The sequence below is a fragment of the Aeromonas sp. 55A genome (assembly GCF_051919665.1).
GTDB lineage: Bacteria > Pseudomonadota > Gammaproteobacteria > Enterobacterales > Aeromonadaceae > Aeromonas > Aeromonas veronii.
The window spans coordinates 4,028,819-4,051,243 of the sequence record NZ_JBQBEH010000008.1; the positions used below are offsets into that span (position 1 = coordinate 4,028,819).

26 protein-coding genes are annotated in these 22,425 nt (G+C 57.1%); 10 read left to right on the forward strand and 16 right to left on the reverse strand.

Annotated elements, in window-relative coordinates; genetic code table 11:
* Positions 1–4: 4 nt before the first annotated feature.
* The 7 genes from flgF to ACTG2G_RS22485 all read right to left on the reverse strand — a co-directional run bounded on the left by flgF (position 5) and on the right by ACTG2G_RS22485 (position 5,863).
* On the reverse strand, positions 5–751 hold the full coding sequence (flgF, locus tag ACTG2G_RS22455; protein ID WP_005334159.1) for a flagellar basal-body rod protein FlgF: 747 nt from the start codon (positions 749–751) through the stop codon (positions 5–7).
* Positions 752–894: 143 nt separating this feature from the next.
* The gene (gene flgE / locus ACTG2G_RS22460) at positions 895–2,262 is read right to left on the reverse strand and encodes a flagellar hook protein FlgE (protein ID WP_139459808.1); all 1,368 of its coding nucleotides are present in this window, start codon (positions 2,260–2,262) and stop codon (positions 895–897) included.
* A gap of 10 nt (positions 2,263–2,272) precedes the next feature.
* Complete coding sequence (locus ACTG2G_RS22465) at positions 2,273–3,013, reverse strand: flagellar hook assembly protein FlgD (RefSeq protein ID WP_421386017.1); 741 nt, start codon at positions 3,011–3,013, stop codon at positions 2,273–2,275.
* A gap of 15 nt (positions 3,014–3,028) precedes the next feature.
* On the reverse strand, positions 3,029–3,448 hold the full coding sequence (gene flgC, locus ACTG2G_RS22470) for a flagellar basal body rod protein FlgC (RefSeq protein ID WP_421386018.1): 420 nt from the start codon (positions 3,446–3,448) through the stop codon (positions 3,029–3,031).
* Entirely contained in the window at positions 3,448–3,846 is a 399-nt protein-coding gene (gene flgB, locus ACTG2G_RS22475) for a flagellar basal body rod protein FlgB (protein WP_019446132.1), read from the reverse strand. The genes flgC and flgB overlap by 1 nt, the downstream gene beginning before the upstream one ends.
* A 261-nt stretch (positions 3,847–4,107) precedes the next feature.
* Positions 4,108–4,932: a CheR family methyltransferase gene (locus tag ACTG2G_RS22480; RefSeq protein WP_421386019.1), complete on the reverse strand. Its 825-nt coding sequence runs from the start codon at positions 4,930–4,932 to the stop codon at positions 4,108–4,110.
* 19 nt (positions 4,933–4,951) lie between these two features.
* Entirely contained in the window at positions 4,952–5,863 is a 912-nt protein-coding gene (locus ACTG2G_RS22485; protein ID WP_005344523.1) for a chemotaxis protein CheV, read from the reverse strand.
* 144 nt (positions 5,864–6,007) lie between these two features.
* On the opposite strand from ACTG2G_RS22485, the gene flgA reads away from it, so the two are divergent.
* From flgA to ACTG2G_RS22500, 3 genes are all read left to right on the forward strand, one after another.
* The gene (gene flgA / locus ACTG2G_RS22490) at positions 6,008–6,691 is read left to right on the forward strand and encodes a flagellar basal body P-ring formation chaperone FlgA (protein WP_421386043.1); all 684 of its coding nucleotides are present in this window, start codon (positions 6,008–6,010) and stop codon (positions 6,689–6,691) included.
* Between the two features lie 91 nt (positions 6,692–6,782).
* Positions 6,783–7,103: a flagellar biosynthesis anti-sigma factor FlgM gene (flgM, locus tag ACTG2G_RS22495; protein WP_421386020.1), complete on the forward strand. Its 321-nt coding sequence runs from the start codon at positions 6,783–6,785 to the stop codon at positions 7,101–7,103.
* Positions 7,100–7,516 (forward strand): flagella synthesis protein FlgN, encoded by a 417-nt coding sequence (locus tag ACTG2G_RS22500; RefSeq protein ID WP_167558034.1) that lies wholly within the window; start codon positions 7,100–7,102, stop codon positions 7,514–7,516. The genes flgM and ACTG2G_RS22500 overlap by 4 nt, the downstream gene beginning before the upstream one ends.
* A gap of 36 nt (positions 7,517–7,552) precedes the next feature.
* Here ACTG2G_RS22500 and yfcE read toward each other — a convergent pair whose 3' ends face one another.
* Both yfcE and ACTG2G_RS22510 read right to left on the reverse strand, forming a co-directional pair.
* Positions 7,553–8,095 (reverse strand): phosphodiesterase, encoded by a 543-nt coding sequence (gene yfcE / locus ACTG2G_RS22505; protein WP_043823319.1) that lies wholly within the window; start codon positions 8,093–8,095, stop codon positions 7,553–7,555.
* A gap of 10 nt (positions 8,096–8,105) precedes the next feature.
* Entirely contained in the window at positions 8,106–9,743 is a 1,638-nt protein-coding gene (locus tag ACTG2G_RS22510; protein ID WP_439985856.1) for a peptide ABC transporter substrate-binding protein, read from the reverse strand.
* A 156-nt stretch (positions 9,744–9,899) separates the two neighbouring features.
* Between ACTG2G_RS22510 and ACTG2G_RS22515 the strand changes: the two genes are divergently transcribed.
* Positions 9,900–10,799, forward strand: a complete 900-nt coding sequence (locus ACTG2G_RS22515) for a DMT family transporter (RefSeq protein ID WP_421386021.1) — start codon at positions 9,900–9,902, stop codon at positions 10,797–10,799.
* Between the two features lie 19 nt (positions 10,800–10,818).
* Here the strand turns inward: ACTG2G_RS22515 and rsuA are convergent, their stop codons facing one another.
* Positions 10,819–11,511, reverse strand: coding sequence for a 16S rRNA pseudouridine(516) synthase RsuA (gene rsuA / locus ACTG2G_RS22520; RefSeq protein ID WP_421386022.1), 693 nt, complete (start codon positions 11,509–11,511; stop codon positions 10,819–10,821).
* Positions 11,512–11,679: 168 nt separating this feature from the next.
* Between rsuA and ACTG2G_RS22525 the strand changes: the two genes are divergently transcribed.
* Entirely contained in the window at positions 11,680–12,879 is a 1,200-nt protein-coding gene (locus ACTG2G_RS22525; RefSeq protein ID WP_421386023.1) for an HD-GYP domain-containing protein, read from the forward strand.
* Positions 12,880–12,887: 8 nt separating this feature from the next.
* Here ACTG2G_RS22525 and ACTG2G_RS22530 read toward each other — a convergent pair whose 3' ends face one another.
* Both ACTG2G_RS22530 and fsa read right to left on the reverse strand, forming a co-directional pair.
* Positions 12,888–13,067: a hypothetical protein gene (locus ACTG2G_RS22530; RefSeq protein ID WP_216954119.1), complete on the reverse strand. Its 180-nt coding sequence runs from the start codon at positions 13,065–13,067 to the stop codon at positions 12,888–12,890.
* 125 nt (positions 13,068–13,192) lie between these two features.
* Entirely contained in the window at positions 13,193–13,846 is a 654-nt protein-coding gene (fsa, locus tag ACTG2G_RS22535) for a fructose-6-phosphate aldolase (protein WP_439985857.1), read from the reverse strand.
* 128 nt (positions 13,847–13,974) lie between these two features.
* Between fsa and ACTG2G_RS22540 the strand changes: the two genes are divergently transcribed.
* The 4 genes from ACTG2G_RS22540 (at position 13,975) to ACTG2G_RS22555 (ending at position 20,128) form a co-directional block, all read left to right on the forward strand.
* Positions 13,975–14,871: a glycyl-radical enzyme activating protein gene (locus ACTG2G_RS22540; protein WP_421386025.1), complete on the forward strand. Its 897-nt coding sequence runs from the start codon at positions 13,975–13,977 to the stop codon at positions 14,869–14,871.
* Positions 14,872–14,875: 4 nt separating this feature from the next.
* Positions 14,876–17,308 (forward strand): formate C-acetyltransferase/glycerol dehydratase family glycyl radical enzyme, encoded by a 2,433-nt coding sequence (locus ACTG2G_RS22545; RefSeq protein ID WP_429204923.1) that lies wholly within the window; start codon positions 14,876–14,878, stop codon positions 17,306–17,308.
* A 95-nt stretch (positions 17,309–17,403) separates the two neighbouring features.
* Entirely contained in the window at positions 17,404–18,150 is a 747-nt protein-coding gene (locus tag ACTG2G_RS22550) for a DeoR/GlpR family DNA-binding transcription regulator (RefSeq protein WP_113738736.1), read from the forward strand.
* A gap of 127 nt (positions 18,151–18,277) precedes the next feature.
* Entirely contained in the window at positions 18,278–20,128 is a 1,851-nt protein-coding gene (locus ACTG2G_RS22555; RefSeq protein ID WP_439985858.1) for an extracellular solute-binding protein, read from the forward strand.
* A gap of 94 nt (positions 20,129–20,222) precedes the next feature.
* Here ACTG2G_RS22555 and ACTG2G_RS22560 read toward each other — a convergent pair whose 3' ends face one another.
* Both ACTG2G_RS22560 and ACTG2G_RS22565 read right to left on the reverse strand, forming a co-directional pair.
* A complete protein-coding gene (locus ACTG2G_RS22560; protein ID WP_005334204.1) occupies positions 20,223–20,615 on the reverse strand; it encodes a DUF2750 domain-containing protein in 393 nt (130 codons plus the stop codon).
* Positions 20,616–20,774: 159 nt separating this feature from the next.
* Positions 20,775–21,323 (reverse strand): hypothetical protein, encoded by a 549-nt coding sequence (locus ACTG2G_RS22565; protein ID WP_429204919.1) that lies wholly within the window; start codon positions 21,321–21,323, stop codon positions 20,775–20,777.
* 245 nt (positions 21,324–21,568) lie between these two features.
* On the opposite strand from ACTG2G_RS22565, the gene ACTG2G_RS22570 reads away from it, so the two are divergent.
* Positions 21,569–21,817, forward strand: coding sequence for a TIGR02647 family protein (locus ACTG2G_RS22570; protein ID WP_005334209.1), 249 nt, complete (start codon positions 21,569–21,571; stop codon positions 21,815–21,817).
* On the opposite strand, the gene ACTG2G_RS22575 is transcribed toward ACTG2G_RS22570, so the two are convergent.
* Positions 21,804–22,109, reverse strand: coding sequence for a hypothetical protein (locus tag ACTG2G_RS22575; RefSeq protein WP_421204648.1), 306 nt, complete (start codon positions 22,107–22,109; stop codon positions 21,804–21,806). The genes ACTG2G_RS22570 and ACTG2G_RS22575 overlap by 14 nt on opposite strands.
* Positions 22,110–22,199: 90 nt before the next feature.
* Entirely contained in the window at positions 22,200–22,409 is a 210-nt protein-coding gene (locus tag ACTG2G_RS22580) for a cold-shock protein (protein ID WP_005302803.1), read from the reverse strand.
* Positions 22,410–22,425: the final 16 nt, after the last annotated feature.

Below are 22,425 nucleotides of genomic sequence, written 5' to 3' on the forward strand. Positions count from 1 at the left end.
TTGATTAGCTGATTCGCAGCAGTTGGGTTTGAGCTTCATCATTCTCTTCGGCCGTCTTCATGATTTTGACCTGGGTTTCGAACTGGCGTTGCAGCCGGATCAGGTTGGTCATCTCATCCACCACATTGACGTTGCTCCCCTCAAGGGAGCCAGCAATCAGGCCAACGTTGGCAGAGGCGGGTTCATTCTGACCATCCTTGCGGCGAAACAGACCATCTTGCCCCTTCTCCACCGCATCGGCGGCCGGGTTGACCAGCTTGATCCGCTGAAAATCTTCCGGCAAGTTGGCGGCAGCCCCCTCCGGACGACCGCTGATGGTGCCATCCCGATTGATCTCGAGTTTCTCCATCGGCATCGGCAACACGATTGGCTGACCGCCGTCATCCACCACATTCAGGCCGGTCGAGGTCTGCAAGTTGCCGGTCGCATTGACCTGCAAATTCCCCATGCGGGTATAGGCCTCGCCCCCCTTGGGATCCTGCACGGCAATCCAGCCAGGACCATCCACCGCCACGTCCAGATCCCGTCCGGTGGTCATCAGCATGCCATGCTGCAGGTTCTGACCCGGGCGCTCAGCCATGGCAAACACCCGGCTTGGCAAGCCCTCTCCGAACGCCTGCATGCTTCTCGCCTGCTCAAAATCGGACTTGAAGCCGGTGGTATTGGCATTGGCGAGGTTGTTGCCCCGAACAGCCAGGCTGTTCATGGTCTCTTTGGCCCCGGACATGGCGATATAAAGCAGGTGATCCATGGAATTCTCCGTCAAACAGATGACTCTGACAGGAGAAATGCAATTAGAGTGCCAACAGCAGAAATATGGGGGATAAGGAGGATGGGAATGCGACAGAAACAGAGAGGGGGCCAAGCCCCCTCTCATTATCATGTATTGCGCGATTAACGGATCTGCAGGATGGTCTGCTGCAGCGAACTGTTGACCTCCAGAGAACGAGAGTTGGCCTGGAAGTTACGCTGAGCAGTGATCAGGTCCACAAGCTCGGAGGTCAAATCCACGTTGGACTGCTCCAGGGAGGATGATTTGATGGTGCCAAATGTCCCTGAGTTTGGCGTCCCCGGCAAGGCATCGCCAGAGAGCAGGGACTGTCGCCAGGAGGTATCGCCAACCTGAGTCAATCCTTGCGAGTTGGCAAACTTGGCCATTGCCACCATGGCCACCTTGATGGTGGTTGCGTTACTGTAAGTCGCGGACACGATGCCGTCCGGAGTGATCTCCACCTTGGTCAACCGGCCGACAGTGGAACCATCCTGAGTCAACTTGTTGACTTCAAACGGTGAGGCGTATTGGGTCACGGTTCCAAAATTGATATCCACCTGCTGGGTGGGATCTGCGCCGTTAGTAATGATACCTGCGCCAGCTGCGCCCACGGTTCCCAGTTGCTCTGTCTTGATGGTCGCCGGTGTAGTCGGAGTAATCATCTTGCCATCAGCCCCGAAGGTAACTCTTGCACCAGCAGGCGCCTGGCTCAGGCCTGCCGTCATGGTAGGCGTTACACCACCAACAATATCAATAGGCTTATCCCCTTGGTAAAGATACATACGCCAAGCTGTTGGGTTGGCCGGTTTGGTCAGATCTGCCGGGTCAGCTTCTTTGACAAAATATTGCGTGATGGTATGCGGCTCACCCAATGAGTCATAAATCACCACGGAGGTAGAAGATGAGTAGGTTTTCGAATCTTTTGGATCAAAGGTTGAGGCATCACCGGCACCGGCGCCAGCAGGCAGCGGCGATGCTGTAGACGGCAGGTTGAAACTGGCGTCAATTTTGGATGTCTTGATTGGTTCACCAGCCTTGTCAGGGATCTGAATAGGCTTGGTAGCATTGATACTCACTGCTTTGGGCGTGCCATCGGCGTTAATTTCATAACCTTGCAGATAATGGCCCTGATTATTGACCATATAGCTGTTTTCATTGAGCTTGAAGGCCCCGGCACGGGTATAGGTGCGATCCAGATTGGTCAGACCGTCAGAGGTCACAAAGAAGCCATTCCCCTGAATCGCCAGGTCCAGCGCGTTATTGGTAAATTGCAACGCCCCTTGGTGGAACTGCTGGGCAACCGCGCCAGTCGCCACACCATTACCGACCTGGGTCTTGGCATTGACAAAAATGGAGTTGGCGTAGACATCCGCAAACTCGGCACGGGACTCTTTAAAGCCCATGGTGTTAACGTTGGCAATGTTGTTGGCGGTGACGTTCAAGTCTTTTTGTGCCGCGTTGACACCGCTCAAGGCATTGTTAAATGACATATCCAGCTCCTTAGATCGATGCTGTCGACGTGGTTTTTGACGGTGTAACCGTCTGGTTTGAATTAGTTCCTGAAATTTGCAAGATGCTACTCAACAGCGTGCTACCCAAGCCTTTCACGTTAAGCATTGTCGGATTGCTCGCATTGCCCAGCGCCACACTATCCACCTTGCCGTAAGCATAAGCAGCAATACTTTCGGATTTGCCATCCAGAGTACCGCTTGCCTTAATCACATATTTACCTGACTTGACCCGCTTTCCATCTTTGTCTGTGCCATCCCAGGCAACTTCAACGTTGCCTCGCTGCTCCCCTTCGAGAGAGAATTCCTTGATAACCAGGCCTTTTTCATCTTCGATGGTGACCTTGACGCTCGAATATTTATTCGTCGTTCCCACAGCCACAACACCGGGGAGAGAGCCCTCCTTATCCAGATAGCCGGTATTGCTCTGCAACAGCACATTTTGTCCCACCAATGCGGAGGCTTGCAGTGCCTGACTGGAAATCATCTGGTCATTAAGCTTACCCATCTGAGTGGACAAACTGCTGATCCCCTCAGATGTCGACATGGATGCCATCTGGGAGAGCATCTGGGCGTTATCAACAGGCTTGAAAGGATCCTGATACGACAGCTGCATGGTCAGCAGCTTTAGAAAGGAAGCCTGATCCAGCTCTTTCTTGGGCGTCGTGGTAGTGCCTGTCGTCTGGGTCGTGGTACGGCTTATACCGTTAGCACTGTTGGTTGTATCGACCATGCTGCATCCCTCCTATCAGGATTTGCCAAGCTGGAGTGTCTGCTGCAGCATCTTCTTGGCCGAATCAGCAACCTGTACGTTGGTCTGGTAGCTGCGCGAGGAGTTGATCATGTCGGCCATCTCTTCAACCATGTTGACGTTTGGTTTGAAGATAAAGCCGTCTTTGTCCGCCATCGGGTGGTTGGGGTTGTACTCCTTGAGTAGTGGCGCCTTGCTCTCGACAATCCCCTTCACCTCAACCCCGACTGAACCCTGTTTGTCAGACATCGCCTGATCGAGCTGGGCGGCAAAGACTGGCCGCCTGGCGTGGTAAGTATTTTCCACACTGGAGCTGACGCTGTCCGCGTTGGCCATATTGCTGGCAACCGTGTTGAGGCGCACTGACTGTGCACTCATAGCCGAGCCTGCTATGTCAAAGACCTTGAACAAACTCATCACTGCTCTCCTTTCAGGGCCTTGAGCAGGCCACTGATCTTGCTATTCATAAATTCAAGGGAGGTTTGATACTCGAGGCTATTACGCAGAAATTCGCTGCGCTCCTGCTGCACATCGACTGTATTGCCGTCACCGGTATCCGGTTGCAGCGGGTTGCGATATTGCACAGTACCCGGGGCGTCCATATTCAAGGCAAAGTGCTTTTCGCTGGTCGTTGCCAAACCAAACCCCTGATGCGACTGTGCTTCCTGCAATGCCTGAGCAAAATTGATATCCCTGGCTTTGAAGCCCGGGGTATCTGCGTTGGCAATATTGCTGGAAAGCACCTCAGCACGCTTGGCGCGAACGCTTATGGTGTGTTGATGCACACCGAATGCCTTGTCGAATGAAAAAGCCATAGCACACCTCCTGCTTGGTATATTTTGCCTGCAAGAGATGTGCCAGACGATTTTCAAAATGCTGCGGGCCGTCGAGCCTAGCTATAAAAGCCTTTAGACGGAGTGCAAGGATCTGCTGCGCGATAGATAGGAACATGGCGCAATGCCATCACGAATGGAGCCATAAGAATGGAGCCATAAAGAGAGAAGGAGGCACTGTGCCTCCTTCTCTTATAAACAATGTCACCAATCACAACTCATTGAATACCGTGGGCTGCAACGTTATTTGACCTTGTAAACAATTCCGGGATTGCACCGAATCATCTCGAATCGGTCAGTCAAACCCGCCAGCGATTCCGACGCTCCCAGCATCAGGTATCCACCAGGATTGAGGCTGGATGCAAACTGGTTGAGGATTTTTGACTTCACTTCCGGTGCAAAGTAGATAAGCACGTTACGGCAAAAAATGATGTCAAATTTACCGAGCAGACTATAACTCTCCAGCAGATTGAGCGGCCGGAAGGTGGTCAATTTTCTGACTCGCTCTACCACCCGCATTTTGTTGTCACCATAGGGCTCAAAAAACATCTTCTTGCGCTCTGGCGACAATCCGCGTGCCAAAGCCAGACTGTCATATACCCCTTCCTTGCACTGATTGAGCATGGTAGTCGATATGTCTGTCCCGACAATCTGCACTCCACCGGGCAAGGTACCCGGCTTCTTCATCTGCTGCTCCAGCGCCGTCATGGCAATGGAATAGGGCTCCTGACCTGACGAGGATGCAGCCGACCAGATCTTGATGGGGCGGCCACTTTTCCCCAACTCGGGGAAAATCTTGTCGGTAAGAAGCTGAAACGGATAGGTATCACGAAACCAGAGGGTCTCGTTGGTGGTCATCGCATCAACGACCGCCATTTTCAGGTCACGCTCTCGTACACTCATTGCACGGGTGACCAGTTCAGACAGACTCTCGATGCCAAACTGTGCCATCAAAGGTGAAAGACGGCTCTTCACCAGATACTGTTTGTTATCACCCAGCACGATCCCGCTCTGAACCGCAAGAAAGTTGCTGAACTGTTTGTATAGGTCATCCGAAAGTGTCTTCATGCAGCTGTTCTTCTTTAAATTAGAGTGCGTTTTGTACGGCTTTGGCCAATTCATCAGGCTGGAACTTGGCAATAAAGTTGTTTGCACCAACTTTTTGCACCATAGCCTGGTTAAATACACCACTGAGCGAGGTATGCAGAATAACATGCAAATCTTTGAGATTGGGATTATTCCGGATCTCGGCAGTGAATGTATAGCCATCCATCTCGGGCATTTCGATATCGGAAATCACCAGCGCAATCTGATCCTTGATAGGGCCATTTTTGGTCATCTCCAGCAGCATGTTCAATGCTTCGCGGCCATCTTTTGCCAGCACGCATTCAACTCCGATCGCCTCCAGCGCACGCTGTACCTGTTTGCGCGCAACCGAAGAGTCGTCAGCAACCAATACGGGACGTCCCAAGGTCGGATGCTCGACACTGGCCTCCACCAGCTCCTGGCTGACCTCAGTAGAAACCGGAGATATTTCGTTGAGAATACGTTCAACGTCGAGGATCTCGACCAACTCGCCATCAACCTCGGTAACCGCCGTCATATAGTTGATGCGACCAGCCCCCTTGGGGGGAGGAAGGATAGATTCCCAGTTCATATTGATGATGCGCTCGACCGAGTGCACCAAAAAACCCTGAATGGAGCGGTTGTACTCGGAGATGATAATGAAGCACTTGCTCAAATCTTCAATGGGGCGCTTGCCCATTGCCATGCTGAGATCGATGACCGAGATAGTCTGGCCACGAATATGAGCCACTCCGCGAATACAGGAGTTCAACTTGGGCATCACGGTCAAGGGGGGGCACTGCAACACTTCACGCACTTTGAATACGTTGATGCCAAATCTTTGACGTCCATTGAGACGAAACAACAACAATTCCAGCCGGTTTTGCCCCACTAGCTGGGTACGTTGGTTGACCGAGTCCAGGATACTGGCCATAAACACTCCCTAAAAACGCTTGGCATTAATCATGCATGCGTGATGGATTGCGTCAGACTATCGATGTGACAACAAACAGATTCTGAAGCAATCATAGTTAAATATGGTGATATGCGTGAACAACTTATCGACCGACGAGCGAAAATGATTAACCGACTTTTACTCATCAGCCTCTTTTTTGGCAGCATATCCTCGAGCCATGCCTCGGATGTCACAACCTATCTGAGAGAGCAGGCACAAGAGTTCGTTTATGGTCAACTCGATCTGCCGCTGGATGCCAGAGCAGAGGTCACTGCCGCGACCCTTGATGAGAGACTCCCGCTAACCCGTTGCGATGATCTGTTGACCATCAGCTTGCCAGCAAAAATGGAAATTCGTCGTAATACAACTGTTTACATGAAGTGTGAGGAAGAAAAACCCTGGGATGTCTACTTACCGGTAAGGGTCAGCATTCAAAAGCCCTATGTCACTGTGACCAACCCCATCGCCAAGGGGGACCTACTGAGTGAAAGCCAGCTGGTGTTGGCCTATCAGGATCAGACCCTTATCCGCGGCGACTACCTGACTGACACAGCCCCTCTTGTCGGAGTACGCAGCAAGCGGGAGCTAAAACCTGGGCAACCCATCCGTTTGAGCCAGGTTTGTGTCGTGTGCAAAGGGGATCAGGTCACCCTGACGGCAGAAAATAGCAACTTCCAGATCAAAACCATGGCCCGAGCCTTGCAAGATGGCAGCTTCGGAGAGATCATCAAACTCGTCAATATTCGCTCCGGCAAAACCGTTGAGGGTAAAGTCAGTGCAGTAGGTGCCGTATCGGTCACTTTTTAAATCCGGATCCTTGACAACTTTTTTCTAAAGTTTTGATCTGCCGCACCGATAAACAGGTAAGCAAACCTTAAAGCAGACGAAGGTAACTAAAATGGCCATCAACAATATCAACAACTTGGCGAATAATCGGTTACAAAATACCGCTAATAGTCAGGGGACAGGCAGCAAGTCAGTCACCTCATCGCCCGAAAACAAAGCGGCTAGTGTCAAGCTGGACTCCGTCTCCTTGACCAGTGAGGCGCAACAATTGCAAAAGATGCAACAAAACCTCAATACCGCCTCGACCGGCAATGAGAGCAAGGTCGAACGGCTGAAAAAAGCCGTCGCGAGTGGTGAATATCAGGTTAACAGCGACGCTGTGGCCAAGAAGATGTTCAGTTTCGAGGCCAATCTGGACAAAGTTCTGGGATGATGGATTTACCTTCGTTACTGCACACCCAAGATGATTACCTCAGCCAGATGCAAAGCATTCTGGAAGAGGAGTTCAGCTTGCTCGAACAGCATCAGGCACTGGCCCTGCCCGCACTGACCGAGCGCAAACAGCAGTTGCTTGCTGCGATAGAAACTCTGGACAAGACACTGGCAGAGATGCCGGAACTGGCACTGCAGCTGGCAGCCTATCCCGACGAGATGGCGCAACTTCGTGCAAAACTGGATGCCTGCCAGGCACAAAATGATATCAACGGTCGCTTGCTTGAATTGAGCATCGTATCAAACCGTCGTCTGGCAACCTTTCTGAGTCAGCTGCGCGATCGCAACAGCCTGACCTATGACGCCAAGGGCAACACTCGCTCTGGCACCCGCTCCTACGGTATCAAGGCCTGACATCTCTTATCAGGCCTTGCATTTTTGCTCTCCGTTTTAAAGCACCAGTCGCAACAACTCTCGCCCGTCCTCACACGCATTGACGCGCAGTACTCCGTCCTCATAGCTCCCGTAACTGGCAGGCAACTCGCCGCGCGGGAAACAAATTGACCCCGGGTTCATCAAGATCCGTTCCCCCTGCCACTCCAGCACCGGCACATGGGTGTGGCCGCTCAGGAACAGACTACCCGGCGGTAGCTGTACCTCGTCCGGGCGATAAAGATGGCCATGGCTGACAAACCAGCGCCGCTCATCGACCAGCAACTGGTTGTAGGGGGCTGTGATGGGAAAGCGCAACAGCATCTGATCCACTTCGGAATCACAATTGCCCCGCACCGCGATGATCTGCGGTGCCAGCTCGTTGAGCCGATCAGCCACGGCGGCAGGGTTATATCCCTCCGGCAGAGGATTGCGCGGGCCATGGTTGAGCAGATCGCCGAGCAGCAGATAGTGGTCCGGCTGCCAGGGCTCAAGTTGGGTCAGCACCCGTTCCAGCGCAATGATGCTGCCGTGGATGTCGGAAATGATGGCAAGTTTCATGAAATGCACCTCACTGCGGGCTGAAATAGAGATCCTTGGTGGCAATCGTCCCTTTCAAATTCTGGCTGGGCAGTCCCCGCAGCGCGGGATCGACCAGTCTCATCTGATTGTAATGATACACGGGGAGGATCGGCGCCTCCTCAAGCAGCAACTGTTCGGCATGCCGGTAGAGTTCAACACGGCTCGCGCTGTCCAGAGTATTGGCTGCCTGCTCCAGCAACAGATCAAAATCGGGATTGCAGTAGCCGCTCTCGTTGCGCAGATCCTGACTACGGAAGCTGCCCAGCATGGCTGACGGCTCCACGTAATCGCCAAACAGAAAGCTTCTGGCCACCTGAAAATCACCGCTATCCTTGGCCACCTGATAGGCGCCCCACTCCAGACTGTTGAGAGTGACCTGTACCCCCAGCTTCTGCCACATGGCGGCAATGGCCATCGCCATCTGCTTGTGGGTTTCTGCGCTGTTGTAGGTAATGCTCAGCTTGAGTGGATTGGCACTGTTATACCCGGCCGCTGACAGCAGCGCTGCCGCTTTGGCCTGGCGGGTTGGCATATCCTCAAGCGCCACAGGCAATATCACCCGGGGGTAACCCGGCATCTCCGGCAACAGCGACCATGCCGCCTGTTCATCCTGCCCGCTCACCGATCCAATGAGCTGCTGTCGATCAACCGCCATGGAGAGCGCCTGACGCACCCGCACATCCTGCAGTTCGGGGCGCTTCAGATTGAACGCATAGAGATAGGTGCCAAACAGCGGCAAGCCCCAGAGCCGCTCCGGAGATTCGCGCTTCATCTTCTGGTAATAGCCGAGGGAGACCTTGTTGGTGAGCTGTATTTCACCAGCCTCATAGCGCAGCCGCTCTGCATGTTGCGAGGTGATCGGCAGGTAGGTGACCCGCCCGATACGGCTGTGAAGGTCGTCCCAGTAGTGGATATTGCGCTCGGCTTCGATCCGCTCGTTCGGCGTCCAGCTTGTCAGCCGGTACGCACCATTGCTCACCAACTTGCCGGGCTCGGTCCACTGCTTGCCAAACTGGGCTATCGCCTTCTGATTGACCGGCACAAAGGGGCGCTGACTGATGAGCTGCAGGAAATAGGGGGCCGGCCGCTCCAGAGTGATTTTCAGGATCTGATCGCTTTGCGCTTCAATGCCCAGATTGCCGAGCTCCAGCGCGCCGGCATAGATGGATTGCGCATTGTTGATCCCCGTCGCCAGCAGCAATCCGGCAGAAGGGGAGTTGATGGCCGGATCGAGCAGACGGCGCCAGGCATAGACAAAATCAGCAGCCACCAGCGGCTCGCCATTGGACCATTTCAGTTGGGGTCGCAGGAAGAATCGCCACTCCAGCCCATCTTCACTCACCTCCCAGCGCTGTGCCTGAGCGGGGACGATATGCCCCTGACCATCTTCGCTGACCAGCCCTTCAAACAGATCGACCAGCACGGCCTCCCCCGGGAAACCGGAGCGCACCAGCGCCGGATCCAGCGACTCCGGCTCGGCACCGTTGCCCTTGACCAGGGTTTGCCGATCGGCAAGCAGAGGCTGCTGCTCAACGGTGGTGGCATGGGCCAGGGGCCCAGCCAGCACGGCAAGCAATAGCGGGGAGAGCCAGCGTTGCGCCAGCTTGGGGAAGAAACCATACCTCATGACAAAACCTCGAATAACACCACTGCTGGAGGGGAAGGCCGACGGCGCGCCTGATGAATGCCTGATGCCGCTCTTGTTATCCCCGAAAACGCCCCGTATTGTATCGGGCTTGCCCGGGAGATGGAGTCTTTCGGGTTAATTTTTTCAGGAGTTTTTATGGGTTATGAGTGGCTGGCCCTCGCGTCGGCCAGTTTATGGGCAATTGCAGCGCTAATTTCGGTCAAACCGGCCCTTCATCTCGGCGCATTTGCCTACAGCCGCTGGCGCATGTTTCTGGTCAGTCTGATGCTCGGCACCATGAGTCTGCTCACCGGTGGCTGGCAAACCCTCACCGCAAGCGCCCTGCACCTGCTCGCCATCTCGGGGCTGGTCGGCATCTTCGTGGGCGATACCGCGCTGTTTGCCTGCATGAACCGGCTGGGGCCAAGGCGCAGTGCCCTGCTCTTCTCCTGCCATGCGCTGTTTTCCGCCCTGCTTGGGCTCTGGCTATTTAATGAACAGCTGACGAGCTGGCGACTGCTGGGGGCCGTGCTGGTCTTTGCCGGCGTGATGCTGGCGATCCTGTTTGGCAGACGCAGTAGCAGCAACGAGTGGGAGCAGATCCGTGGCAATCTGGCGCTGGGAATTGGCCTTGGCCTGACGGCGGCACTGTGTCAGAGCCTGGGAGCCATCATCGCCAAGCCGGTGATGATGAGTGGTGAGGTGGATGCGGTGAGTGCATCGGGTATCCGGATGGGCAGTGCCCTGCTGGCCCATTGCGTCCTGCGGCTGGGGCGCTTGCCGCTCGCCATGCCGCTCAAACCGGTCAATCGCCATATCCTCGCCATGATTGCCACCAACGGTTTTCTGGCGATGGGGCTGGGGATGACGCTGATCCTGATGGCGCTGCGGCAGGGCGAGGTGGGCATGGTGGCCATTCTCTCCTCTACCACGCCGGTACTGCTGCTGCCGCTGTTGTGGTGGCACTCGGGAGAGCGGCCATCCATTGCCGCCTGGGCGGGGGCACTGATTGCCACCCTGGGCACCGCACTGGTGCTGGGTTTCAGCACTCACTGACACCCGGCACCATCCCAGATCAGAACAGGGCAATCTCCTCAGCGGTCAGCTCACGATATTCACCGGGTGCCAACTCTTCATCCAGCGTCAGACCGCCCACCCGCTCGCGATGCAAGCCAACGACCTTGTTGCCGATGGAGGCAAACATCCGCTTGACCTGATGGTACTTGCCTTCGTGAATGGTCAGGCGGGCCTCGCACTCGCCGAGAATTTCCAGCTGGGCAGGACGGGTTTTATCGGTCTCGTTACGCAGGAATACCCCTTCGGCGAACAGCTCGATCGCATCCGGGCTAACCGGATCGGCTAACCAGACGTGATAGGTCTTGGCACACTCGTGGCGCGGCGAGGTGATGCGGTGGGACCATTGACCGTCATCGGTCACCAGCACCAGACCCGTGGTATCGAGGTCGAGGCGCCCCACTACATGCAGCTTGCCCATCGCCGGTTCATCCATCAGGAAGAAGACGGTCGGGTGATCCGGATCCTCGTTGGAGCAGACATACCCTTCCGGCTTGTGCAGCATGAAATAGCGGTTGCGCTGCTCCAGCGTCAGCAGCACGCCGTCAAACTCGATCTGGCTCTGCTCATTGATATGAAAGGCGGGCTGCTTGACCACAATGCCATCCACCATGACCTCACCCTGACGGATCAGTTTGCCTGCCAGCGAGCGGGTCAAATCGGAACAATCGCACAGAAATTTATCAAGCCGCATTCACAACCTCGGAGTCCAACAAGTAAAGGGGCGTCATTATATCGGGCGGGGGCGACAACGCCACTGTTAAGGGGTTGCCAATTATGACGAACTGGTCATCCGATGTTACACTTCTCCGGTGTGACCCATCCGAACGATACTCATAATAATAAGAGTCAGGAAGCCCTCATGAAGTCTCAAGCATCCTATCCCGTCATTCCCGTCAACCAGCTGAAACCCGGCATGTATGTGATTGCTATCGCCAGCCAGACAGGTGGGATGGAGATCGCCCAGATGGGCTTGGTGACCAGCGTGGCGCAAATTGCCAATCTGGTACGTCAGGGGGTGCTCACGGTACGCATCGATCTGGCCCGCAGCAAGCTGGGCAGTGCCGAGAGTGACGCCGTTACCTCCCCCGACCTCAATGCCAACAGCGCCCAGGTAGGGCGCCGGGCCAGTGCCAACGGCGAAGGACGGGAGCTTAAAATCCGCCGCCTCTATCAGGAAGCGCGCGAGCTGCAAGGCAAGTTCATTCGTCAGCTCAAGGCGGGTGAACCCATCGACATCACCCCGCTCGCCGAAGTCGCCGAGGAGATGGTGGACACCATGTTCACCCATGGCGATGCCATGCTCTGCCTGGCCCGTATTCGTGCCAAGGATGCCTATCTGATGGAGCACTCCATGAACGTGGCCATCCTGCTGGCCAACTTCGGCCGTTATCTGGGGCTGGAGCGCAGCGTGCTCAAGGAGTTGACTCTGGGAGGGCTGTTGCACGACGTGGGCAAGATCATGACGCCGGACGAGGTGCTCAACAAACCGGGCAAGCTGACCGACGAGGAGTTTGCCATCATGCGCCAGCATGTGGTGCATAGCTACGACATTCTCCGCAATACCCCCGGCATCACCCCAACCATGCTGGAAGTAGCCGCCAACCACCACGAGCGGCTCGATGGTACTGGCTACCCACTAAGGCTCAAAGGGGATGAACTCTCCCTCTATACCCGCATGAGCGGTATTGTCGATGTCTATGACGCAGTAACTGCCGACAGAGTCTACAAGGCTGGCATGCAACCCACCCAGGCCTTTCGCATTCTGCTAAAGGGAGTCAACCAGCACTTCGATGCCGAACTGGTCACCAAGTTCATCAAGTGCATGGGGGTCTATCCGGTGGGAACGCTGGTACAGCTTTCAAACCAGCGGTTGGCCATCGTGATGCAGCGCAACGAGCAGCAGCCGCTCAAGCCGGTGGTCAAGGTGATCTATCACGCTTCCCAGCGCCACTACCTCGATGTGCAGTGGCTGGATCTGGCCAGATCGAGTGTGAAGGAGAGCATCGAGTGCACGGTCGACCCCAAAGAGTTTGGCATCAACCTCACCAACTTCTTCTAACTCTGTCCTCACGACTGGCGCTGGCTATCGAGCCAGTGCCGGATCAGAAACTCCTCATCCAACGGCGAGAGATCGAAACGCAGGCTGGCCTCTTCGATGGCGGCGATATCGTACTGGTGGTGCTCACTGAGCCAGCGCACCGCACGTCGCAGATCTTCACCATGGGGGAGCAGCAGATGGTCGCTCATGGGATACCTCCGGTAGATCGCAAGGCAGTCAGCGCATCTGACTGCCTATTACAAGTCTAGTCGGTCAATCCCAATCCCCTCCTGCGTCTCCTCACCCTCCCCCATCTGTCACTGCAATCAGGCAATCAGCGACCGAAAGCGCGCTGCCAATCCTGATCGAACTTCACCAGCGCCGCATCCACCGCTGGCACGTTCATCAGCTGCTCCGCCACATCGAGCGGCAGAGTGATGGACCGGCAACCCGCCAGCAGGCAGTCGAGCGCCTGGCGCGGGGTACGGAACGATGCCGCCAGCACCTTGCTGTTCGGCGCGTGCAGCGCAAGCAGCTGTTGCAGCTCCTGCACGGTGGCGATGCCGTCACCCCCCTGGGCATCCAACCGGTTGACGTAGGGCGCCACGTACTCTGCCCCCGCCACCGCCGCCAGCCAACCCTGCAGCGGGGTATAGACAGCGGTGCCCAAAGTCGGCACACCGTTGGCGGTCAGGCTCTTGATGGCCGCCAGCCCCTCTGCGCATACCGGGATTTTGATCACCAGATCCGGGTCCAGCTCACGCAGAGCGAACGCCTCGCGCACCATCTCGGTTTCAGTTTTGGCCATCACCTGGGCAAACAGGCGCGCCTTGGGCCCCAGTACATCGCGCAAGACGGGCAGCAGCTCGGAGAGCGGCAATCCCCCGGCGGCGGTAATGGAAGGATTGGTGGTGACACCGGCCAACGGCAGGATCCGTGACCAGCGACGCACTGCCGCCACATCGGCGGTATCGAGATACAGCTCCATCTCTAACTCCTTAACGGGATGTTCAATATGTCGCCATTCTAGCGAGAAAACATCTGCAAACAGCTTGATCGAAATCAAATCAACTTTCGAACAAAAGCAAATAGAATGCGAATACAAAAGGAGGCGGTATGATTTTCGACCTGCAACGATATTCAACTCACGATGGCCCCGGCATTCGCACCCTGGTGTTTCTCAAGGGGTGCTCGCTGGCCTGTCGCTGGTGTCAAAACCCGGAAAGCCGCTCTCCCAAGCCGGACATACTACTCGACCGGCGCCAGTGCATCGAGGGATGCCAGCTCTGCAGCCAGGCTTGTCCGGCAATCTTGCGTGACAGCGAGGGCATCCAGCTCAGCCGTTCTGCCCTCAAGGCCGATGATATGGAACGGCTGCGCGGCCTCTGCCCAAGCGAAGCGCTGCAGGTGTGCGGCCGCGATGAAACCCTGGACACCCTGATGGACACCATCTTGCGGGATCGCCCCTTCTTCGAGCGCAGCGGCGGTGGCATCACCCTCTCCGGTGGCGAGCCGTTTATGCAGCCCGACTTTGCCGCGTCCCTGCTGGCCCGCTGCAAGGCCGAAGGGCTGCACACCGCGGTCGAGAGCTGCCTGCATGTGCCTTGGCATCAGATTGAGCCAAGCCTCCCCTCACTGGATCTGGTGCTGGCGGATCTCAAACACGTTGATAAAGAACGTTTCTTCCACTGGACCCGCGGCAAGGTGGAGCTGCCCATCGCTAACCTCAAACGCCTCGCCGAGCACGGCGTGCCGATGCAGATCCGGGTGCCGCTCATTCCCAGCTTCAATGCCGACCGCGCATCGATCAGCTCCATCACCGACACCGCTGCCAGCCTCGGCACCGTGCAGGAGATCCACTTCCTCCCCTACCACACCCTGGGGATGGGCAAATATGCCCTGCTGGATCTGCCCTATCAGGCGCCGGACACACCGCTCGACGATCCCGATTTACTCAGCTTTGCCCATGCATACGCCCAACGTCAGGGGCTGACCCCTGTGACCAGAGGATAAGATCATGACCCAGCTCGACCTCAATACCCTCAGCCCGCGGATCCGCGCCCACAAAGAGAGCCTGATCCACATCGTTCAGCCACCGGTCTGCACCGAGCGTGCCCGCCACTACACCGAGGCCTATCAGGCTCATCTCGCCCGGCCGCTGCCGGTGCGCCGCGCTCTGGCGCTGGCCCATCACCTCAAGGAACGCTCCATCTGGATCAAGCACGACGAGCTTATCGTCGGCAATCAGGCCAGTCAGGTGCGGGCGGCGCCGCTGTTTCCCGAATACACGGTGAGCTGGATTGAGAAGGAGATCGACGAGCTGGCAGACAGACCCGGCGCCGGTTTTGCGGTGAGCGAAACCGACAAGGAGATCATCCACGCCCTCACCCCCTTCTGGCGCGGCCAGACGGTGCAGGATCGCTGCTTCGGCCTCTTTACCGACGAGCAGAAAGCGCTGCTGGAGAGCGGCATCATCAAGGCCGAGGGCAACATGACCTCGGGGGATGCCCACCTCGCGGTCAACTATGAGGAGCTGCTCACGCTGGGGCTCGATGGCTTCAAGGCCAAGGTGGCCGAGCGGCGCAGTCGGCTGGATCTGGCGGATTGGGGCGATCTGCAGCGCGAGCAGTTCCTGCACGCCGTCGCCATCACCCTGGAGGCGGTCAGCGATCATATCGGGCGCTACGCCGCCCTTGCCAGCAGCATGGCCGCGCAAGAGCCGCGCCCCGAGCGCCGAAGCGAGCTTGAAACCATAGCGCTCAACTGCGCCCACATCGCCCACCAGCCCCCCGAGACCTTCTGGCAGGCACTGCAACTCTGCTACTTTATCCAGCTCATTCTGCAGATCGAATCCAACGGCCACTCGGTGTCGTTTGGCCGGATGGATCAGTACCTCTACCCCTGGTATCGCCGCGAAGTGGAGCTGTCAGAATCCCTGTCACGCCCTCGCGCCATCGAGCTGCTGCAAGGGTGCTGGCTCAAGTTGCTGGAAGTGAACAAGATCCGCTCCGGCACCCACTCCAAAGCCTCCGCTGGCAGCCCGCTCTATCAAAACGTCACCATCGGCGGCCAGAACTGGCAGGATGGCAGTGCCCATGACGCGGTCAACGGCCTCTCCTACGCGATTCTGGAGTCCTGCGGCCAGCTGCGCTCCACCCAGCCCAACCTCTCGGTGCGCTACCACGCCGGAATGAGCGAGGATTTTCTCGACGCCTGCATTCAGGTGATCCGCTGCGGCTTTGGCATGCCCGCCTTCAACAACGACGAGGTGGTGATCCCCGAGTTCATCAAGCTCGGGGTGAGCGTGGAGGATGCCCACCACTATGCCGCCATCGGCTGCATCGAGACCGCCGTGCCCGGCAAGTGGGGCTACCGCTGCACCGGCATGAGCTTTATCAACTTCGCCCGCATCCTGCTGGCCTCCCTCGATGGTGGCCGCGATGCCACCACCGGCAAGGTATTCCTGCCCCAGCCCCAGTCGCTGCGAGACGGGAGTTTTGGCAACTTTGACGAGGTGATGGCCCGCTGGGATGAGCAGGTGCGCTACTTCACCCGCAAATCCATCGAGATCGACTGCGTGGTCGACAGCGTGCTGGAGGCTCAAGCCCATGACATCCTCTGCAGCACCCTGGTGGATGACTGCATCGAGCGCGGCAAAACCATCAAGGAGGGGGGCGCCGTCTATGACTGGGTCTCCGGTCTGCAGGTGGGGATCGCCAACCTCGGTAACAGCCTGGCGGCCCTGAAGAAACTGGTGTTCGAGCAGGGGATTGTGGATCAGCAAGAGCTGGCCGCCGCACTGGAGCAAGACTTTGCCGGGCTGGCGGGGGAGCAGCTGCGCCAGCGCCTCACCAACGCCGCCCCCAAATATGGCAACGATCTGGACGAGGTAGACCTGCTGCTGGTACAGGCTTACCAGAGCTATATCGACGAGCTCAAGGGGCTGCACAACACCCGCTTCGGCCGCGGCCCCATCGGCGGTACCTACTATGCGGGCACCTCCTCCATCTCCGCCAACGTGCCGTTTGGTGCCGCCACCATGGCGACCCCGGATGGTCGCCATGCCCGCACGCCGCTGGCGGAAGGGGCCAGCCCCTCGTCGGGTTCGGATCGTCTCGGCCCGACAGCGGTATTCAACTCCATCGGCAAGCTGCCCACGGCGGCCATTCTCGGCGGGGTGCTGCTCAACCAAAAGCTGAGCCCGGCCAGCCTCGAGAGCAAGCGGGACAAGGCCAAGCTGATGAGCCTGCTGCGCACCTTCTTCGAGGTGCACAAGGGGTGGCACGTGCAGTACAACATTGTCTCGCGCGAGACCCTGCTGGCGGCCAAGGCCCATCCCGATCAATACCGGGATCTGGTGGTACGGGTGGCCGGCTATTCAGCCTTCTTCACCGCCTTATCCCCGGATGCGCAAGATGATATCATCGCCCGCACCGAGCACAGTCTCTGACGGGGCGCACCCCATGGCGCCTGTGACGTCATATGATTGGCAAGCCACCCCACGGGTGGCTTGCCGCTATCCACCACCTTGCATGTGAGCGCACCATGAATCCACGCCACCAACTGATCCTCACTCTGGTCCATCAGGCTCGCAAGATGAGCGTTAGTGAACTCTCCCGACACACAGGCGTGTCTGAGGTGACGGTGCGCAACGACCTCACCGCGCTGGAGAAACAGGGACTGCTCAGACGGGTACACGGCTCGGCCATGGCGCTGGAGACCGATGACCCGGATGCCCGGATGAACATCAATTACCTGCTCAAGGAGCGCCTCGCCGAGCGAGCCGCCCAGCTGGTGGAAGATGGCGAGACGGTCTTTATCGAGGGGGGCAGTGCCAACGCCATGCTGGCACGCCATCTGGCCCTGCACAAACGGGTCACCATCATCACCATTAGCAGCTATATCGCCCATCTGCTCAAAGACACCCCGGCTCAGGTGGTGCTGCTCGGCGGGTTGTTCCAGCATCAGAGCGAGAGCGTGGTGGGGCCGCTCACTCGCCTCTGCATCGAGCAGGTGCACTTCTCCAAGGCCTTTATCGGGGTCGACGGTTTTCATCCCGAGATGGGTTTCACTGGCCGCGACATGATGCGGGCCGATGTGGTCAACAGTGTGCTGGCCAAGGGGATGACCAATGTGGTGATCACCGACAGCAGCAAATTTGGCGCCATCCACCCGAGCCAGCTTGGCGCGCCGGGCCAGATCAACGTGCTGGTTACCGACGATGCCCTGCCCGCCCCCATGCGGACTGCCATCGCGGCCAAGGGGATCACCCTGCACTGCGTTGCGGCCTAGGCCACCCGCTAATTCACTCTATTTCATTGACCTGACAGGATAAAATTTCCATGATGAGCCAGTCCCCATCGGGACTGACATCACCAGTGCGTGATCTGCAGGAAGCAGACTTCAGGAGAGCAAGGACATGCCATCGACCATCACCGCCGGGGAGTGCCGACTCTCCCCTATCATTCGCGCCACCGCCATCACCCTGACCCTGTGCTGGAGCCCGTTTGGCTGGAGTGCCACGCTGCCCGCTGGCTTGAAGTGGGAGAGCAACAACCAGGATCCTCTCTATGCCGATCCGGCCGCCAAGCGCGGCGGCACCTTTCGCACCTTTATGACCAGCTTCCCCCTGACCCTGCGCAAATATGGCCCCGACTCCAACGGGGGCTTTGCCGGTTACGTGCGGGAAACCAACCTGCCACTGCTGAGCACTCATCCCGTCACCGGCAACCCCATGCCGATGCTGGCAAACGAGTGGGCTTTCGGCGCCGACAACAAGACCCTCTATTTTCGCATCAATCCCAAAGCGCGCTGGTCAGACGGCCAGCCGGTCACCGCCGATGACTGGCTCTTTACCCTCAAGATGATGCGCAGCAAAGAGATCAACGACCCCTGGTACAACAACTACTACAGCACTCAGATAGCAGACATCACCAAGTTTGATGATCACACCCTGGCCATCACCAGCGGCACCGAAAAGAGCCGCCAAGATCTGCTCGAGTCACTGCCCATCAGCCCGGAGCCGAGCCACGCCATCAAGCTCACCGCCAACTGGGTCAAGGAGTACAACTGGAAGGTGTTGCCGGTCACCGGCCCCTATCAGCTCGATCAGGTGAAAAAGGGTAAATCGGTCACCTTCAAACGGATTGAACACTGGTGGGGGGATGACGAGCGCTACTTCCAGCATCGCTTCAATCCTGCGCGGATCGAGATCAAGGTGCTCAGGGATCTGAACATCGCCTGGCAGCACTTCCTGCGCGGCGATCTCGACACCTTCCCGCTGGTGATGCCCAACTGGTGGCACGACAAGACCAACACCGCGGAGTTCGAGAAGGGTTATATCACGCGTACCTGGTTCTACAACCAGACTCCGCAATCGCCGATGGGGCTCTATCTCAACACCGCCGATCCGCAGCTGAATAATCTCGATGTGCGGCTCGGGGTCCAGCATGCCCTCAACCTCGACAAGATGCTCACCACCCTGCTGCGGGGGGATTACCAGCGACTCAACAGTTATGGCTCCGGTCAGGGTGAATTTACCAACAGCGAGATCAAGGCCCGTCCGTTCGCTCCCAAACTGGCACGGGAATACTTTGCCAAAGCCGGTTTCAACAAAGTGGGGCCGCAGGGAATTTTGCAAAACGACAATGGGCAGTCACTTACCCTCGCCATCACCTACACCACGGCGGAGCACGCCCAGCGGCTCACCTTGCTACGGGAAGAGGCCAAGAAGGCGGGGCTTAATCTGGAGCTCAACCTGATGGATGCCTCGGCCGGTTTCAAATCGATGCTGGAGAAAAAGCACCAGAGCGCCTGGATGGCCTGGGCGGGCAGCCGCTATCCCGCCTATTGGGAGTTCTTCCACAAGGTCAACGCCAACAAGCCCCAGACCAACAACATCATGAACATCGATGACGATGCCATCACGGCTCTGGTGGAGCAGTATGACAAGGAGTTCGACTTTGCCAAAAAGGCGGCCCTGTCACGGCAGATCCAGCAGCGGCTCTATGAGCTGGCAAGCTTCGTCCCCGCCTATCAGGTGCCCTACACCCGGGAAGGCGCCTGGCGCTGGATCAAACTGCCAAAAGTACCTGCCACCCCCAAGAGCGAGCAGCTTTACTGGCCTGTTGGGGGCGACAACAGCGGTTACAGCTATGGCGGTCTGCTATGGATTGATGAAGAGCTAAAATCCGAGACTAGGGCAGCCATCAAGAGTGGCAAGACTTTCCCGGCCGAGCCTATCATCGACACCACTTATCGCCAGCCCTGATTGCATCAGCCCATCGGCAAAAGTCCTTAAAACAAAAGACCCCGCCAGATAGCGGGGTCTTTGTTGGCAACCGGTGTTGCGAATAGCTCGGAGATCAGCCGCGTTTGGCCTGCTTCTCGGCAATGGCGTCAGCCACATCGGCCGGCTCCAGTACGATGCCTTCCTGATCCGGGGTCGGGAACACGGCAACACACAGCTCGTCCTGCTCCATACCGTCAACCCAACGCTCCAGCCACACCTTGAGGGTGATGGACTGCGGCTTGCAATCGGCCCACTCACCTTCGGCCCACGCCTTGGCGTACTCCGGGTGCGGCCATACCGGGATGCAATCTTCATCGTCGGTGGTCAGCATCATGACGCCATGCTCGTCAGTCAGGACGAACAGCTCTTCATGCTCGACCAGCTTGCTGATGAAGTGATCGTAACGGTAATCAGCGTTCAGTTGCAGCGCGGCATTGCGCTCGGTGTCGCTCAGTTCATAGCTCATTGGCCAAGTCTCTCTCTCGATAAAGGGCGCCATGTTCACATCTTGTCGTCAGCTTGTCCAGCTTGCAGCCCCTTGGCACCGGATGGGGAGGACAATGACGCCAATAAGGATAGAGCAGCCTCCTCGATAACGAGACCGCCAGCTATCATATTGCCCCTTTTACAACGCAGGGGTGATCAGCTCCACATCAGGCTGCTCGCTCAGCTTTTGCCGCAGCCAGTAGGCGGACTCCACCTCGACAAAGCAGAGCAGATCCCGGCCATTGGCCGCCATCGCCATCAGCTGCTCAAAACGCAGCTGTTGTTGCTGCTCCCAGGCGGCAGCGAGTTTGGCACCGTGGGCCTCATCCACCACTTCGCGACGCAGCTCGAACAGGTTATCGGTGATCGGGCTGTTGATCTTGGCGGCGGTGTGCCAGTACATCAGCAGGTTATCCATCATCTCGCTGTCGTAGTTGGCCAGTGCATCCAGCTCGGGTGTATCACCTCTGTCGCTGGCGGCAAAATCACACCAGCCCGCATCGAGTGACGCCAGCTCATGAGCCCCCTTGGCATGCTTGCGCAACAGTGCAATGTCGGCCCCCTTGCGTGCAGGCAACCACACCTCGCCCTGATGGGCATCCAGCAGGGACGTCAACGAAGCAGCGGGGTAAACCGGAAAGCGGGTACAAAGTGAATGCAGCAGGGATACCAGAGTGATCTTGACCATGAGCGATACCTTGAACAGGGCGAACAGCCACCAATAGACCGTCCGATATAAAGAAGTGCCCTATCCTACCACGTTTGGTCCGGCTCGGCCCTTGGCGAAGCTGTCAGCCAACCATCTGATTACGCCGAAAAAAACAGCATTTGAAACGCAGCATCCAGCCAAAGATCAATAATTTGAGCCAGCGCCCACTAAAGTGGATCCGGGGATGCTAGTTTGCATACATCTTTAGCGTAAGGAGTAAATCCATGATTGGGATCGACCAGGTTTCTAACGAATTCGTGAACGATTTGAAAATACTGGCATGCTTTGATCCGGCCAACATGAGCCTAGGGATTAAATTACGCAGCGATATGTCTGAAGAGTTGTGCCAGGCGGCAGCCCGTCTGCATCAACAGGGGCTCATCAGCGCAGAAGATGGCGGCTATCTCACCCCGTTTGGCATGACCATGGTTGAACACCTGCAACATCTACTGGTCGCACTCAAACCACTTTGATCGGCTGTGGTGCCCAAAGTGAAAAGTTGAGTAGCTCCCAGCGCTCCCCTTGGTGAAGATGACAGGCAAACAGCAAAGGACCTTCGGGTCCTTTTACTTTACCATCCACCAGCCACTCCCCCTCCCTTTCAGGGACCAGTCGCGCATTCACCTCATCAGGTTGCTGTGCAGTGCCCATCCGGATCTGGACAAATTGCTGGCAGATCACCTGCGCTTCCATCGCGGATTGAACCGGTACCGGCGTATCTGAAGTCGGAGTCAAGGTGGCAGCAAGCAAGAGCGATAGCAGCATGATTCAGCACATGGGAGTCAGTAGCAGAAGCCAGATAAACAAAAAGCCGTGGCACCAGAGGTACCACGGCTTTCTTAAATTCTGTAAGAATTACAGAGCGGTTACGTTCTCAGCCTGCGGGCCTTTCTGACCTTGGGTCACAGAGAACTGTACGCGCTGACCTTCAGCCAGGGTACGGAAACCGTTACCTTGAATGGCGCTGAAGTGAACGAAAACGTCCGGGCCGTTTTCTTGCTGGATGAAGCCAAAACCTTTGGTTTCGTTGAAAAACTTAACGGTACCGGTGATCATGTTAGACATATCTTTTAAACCTGTA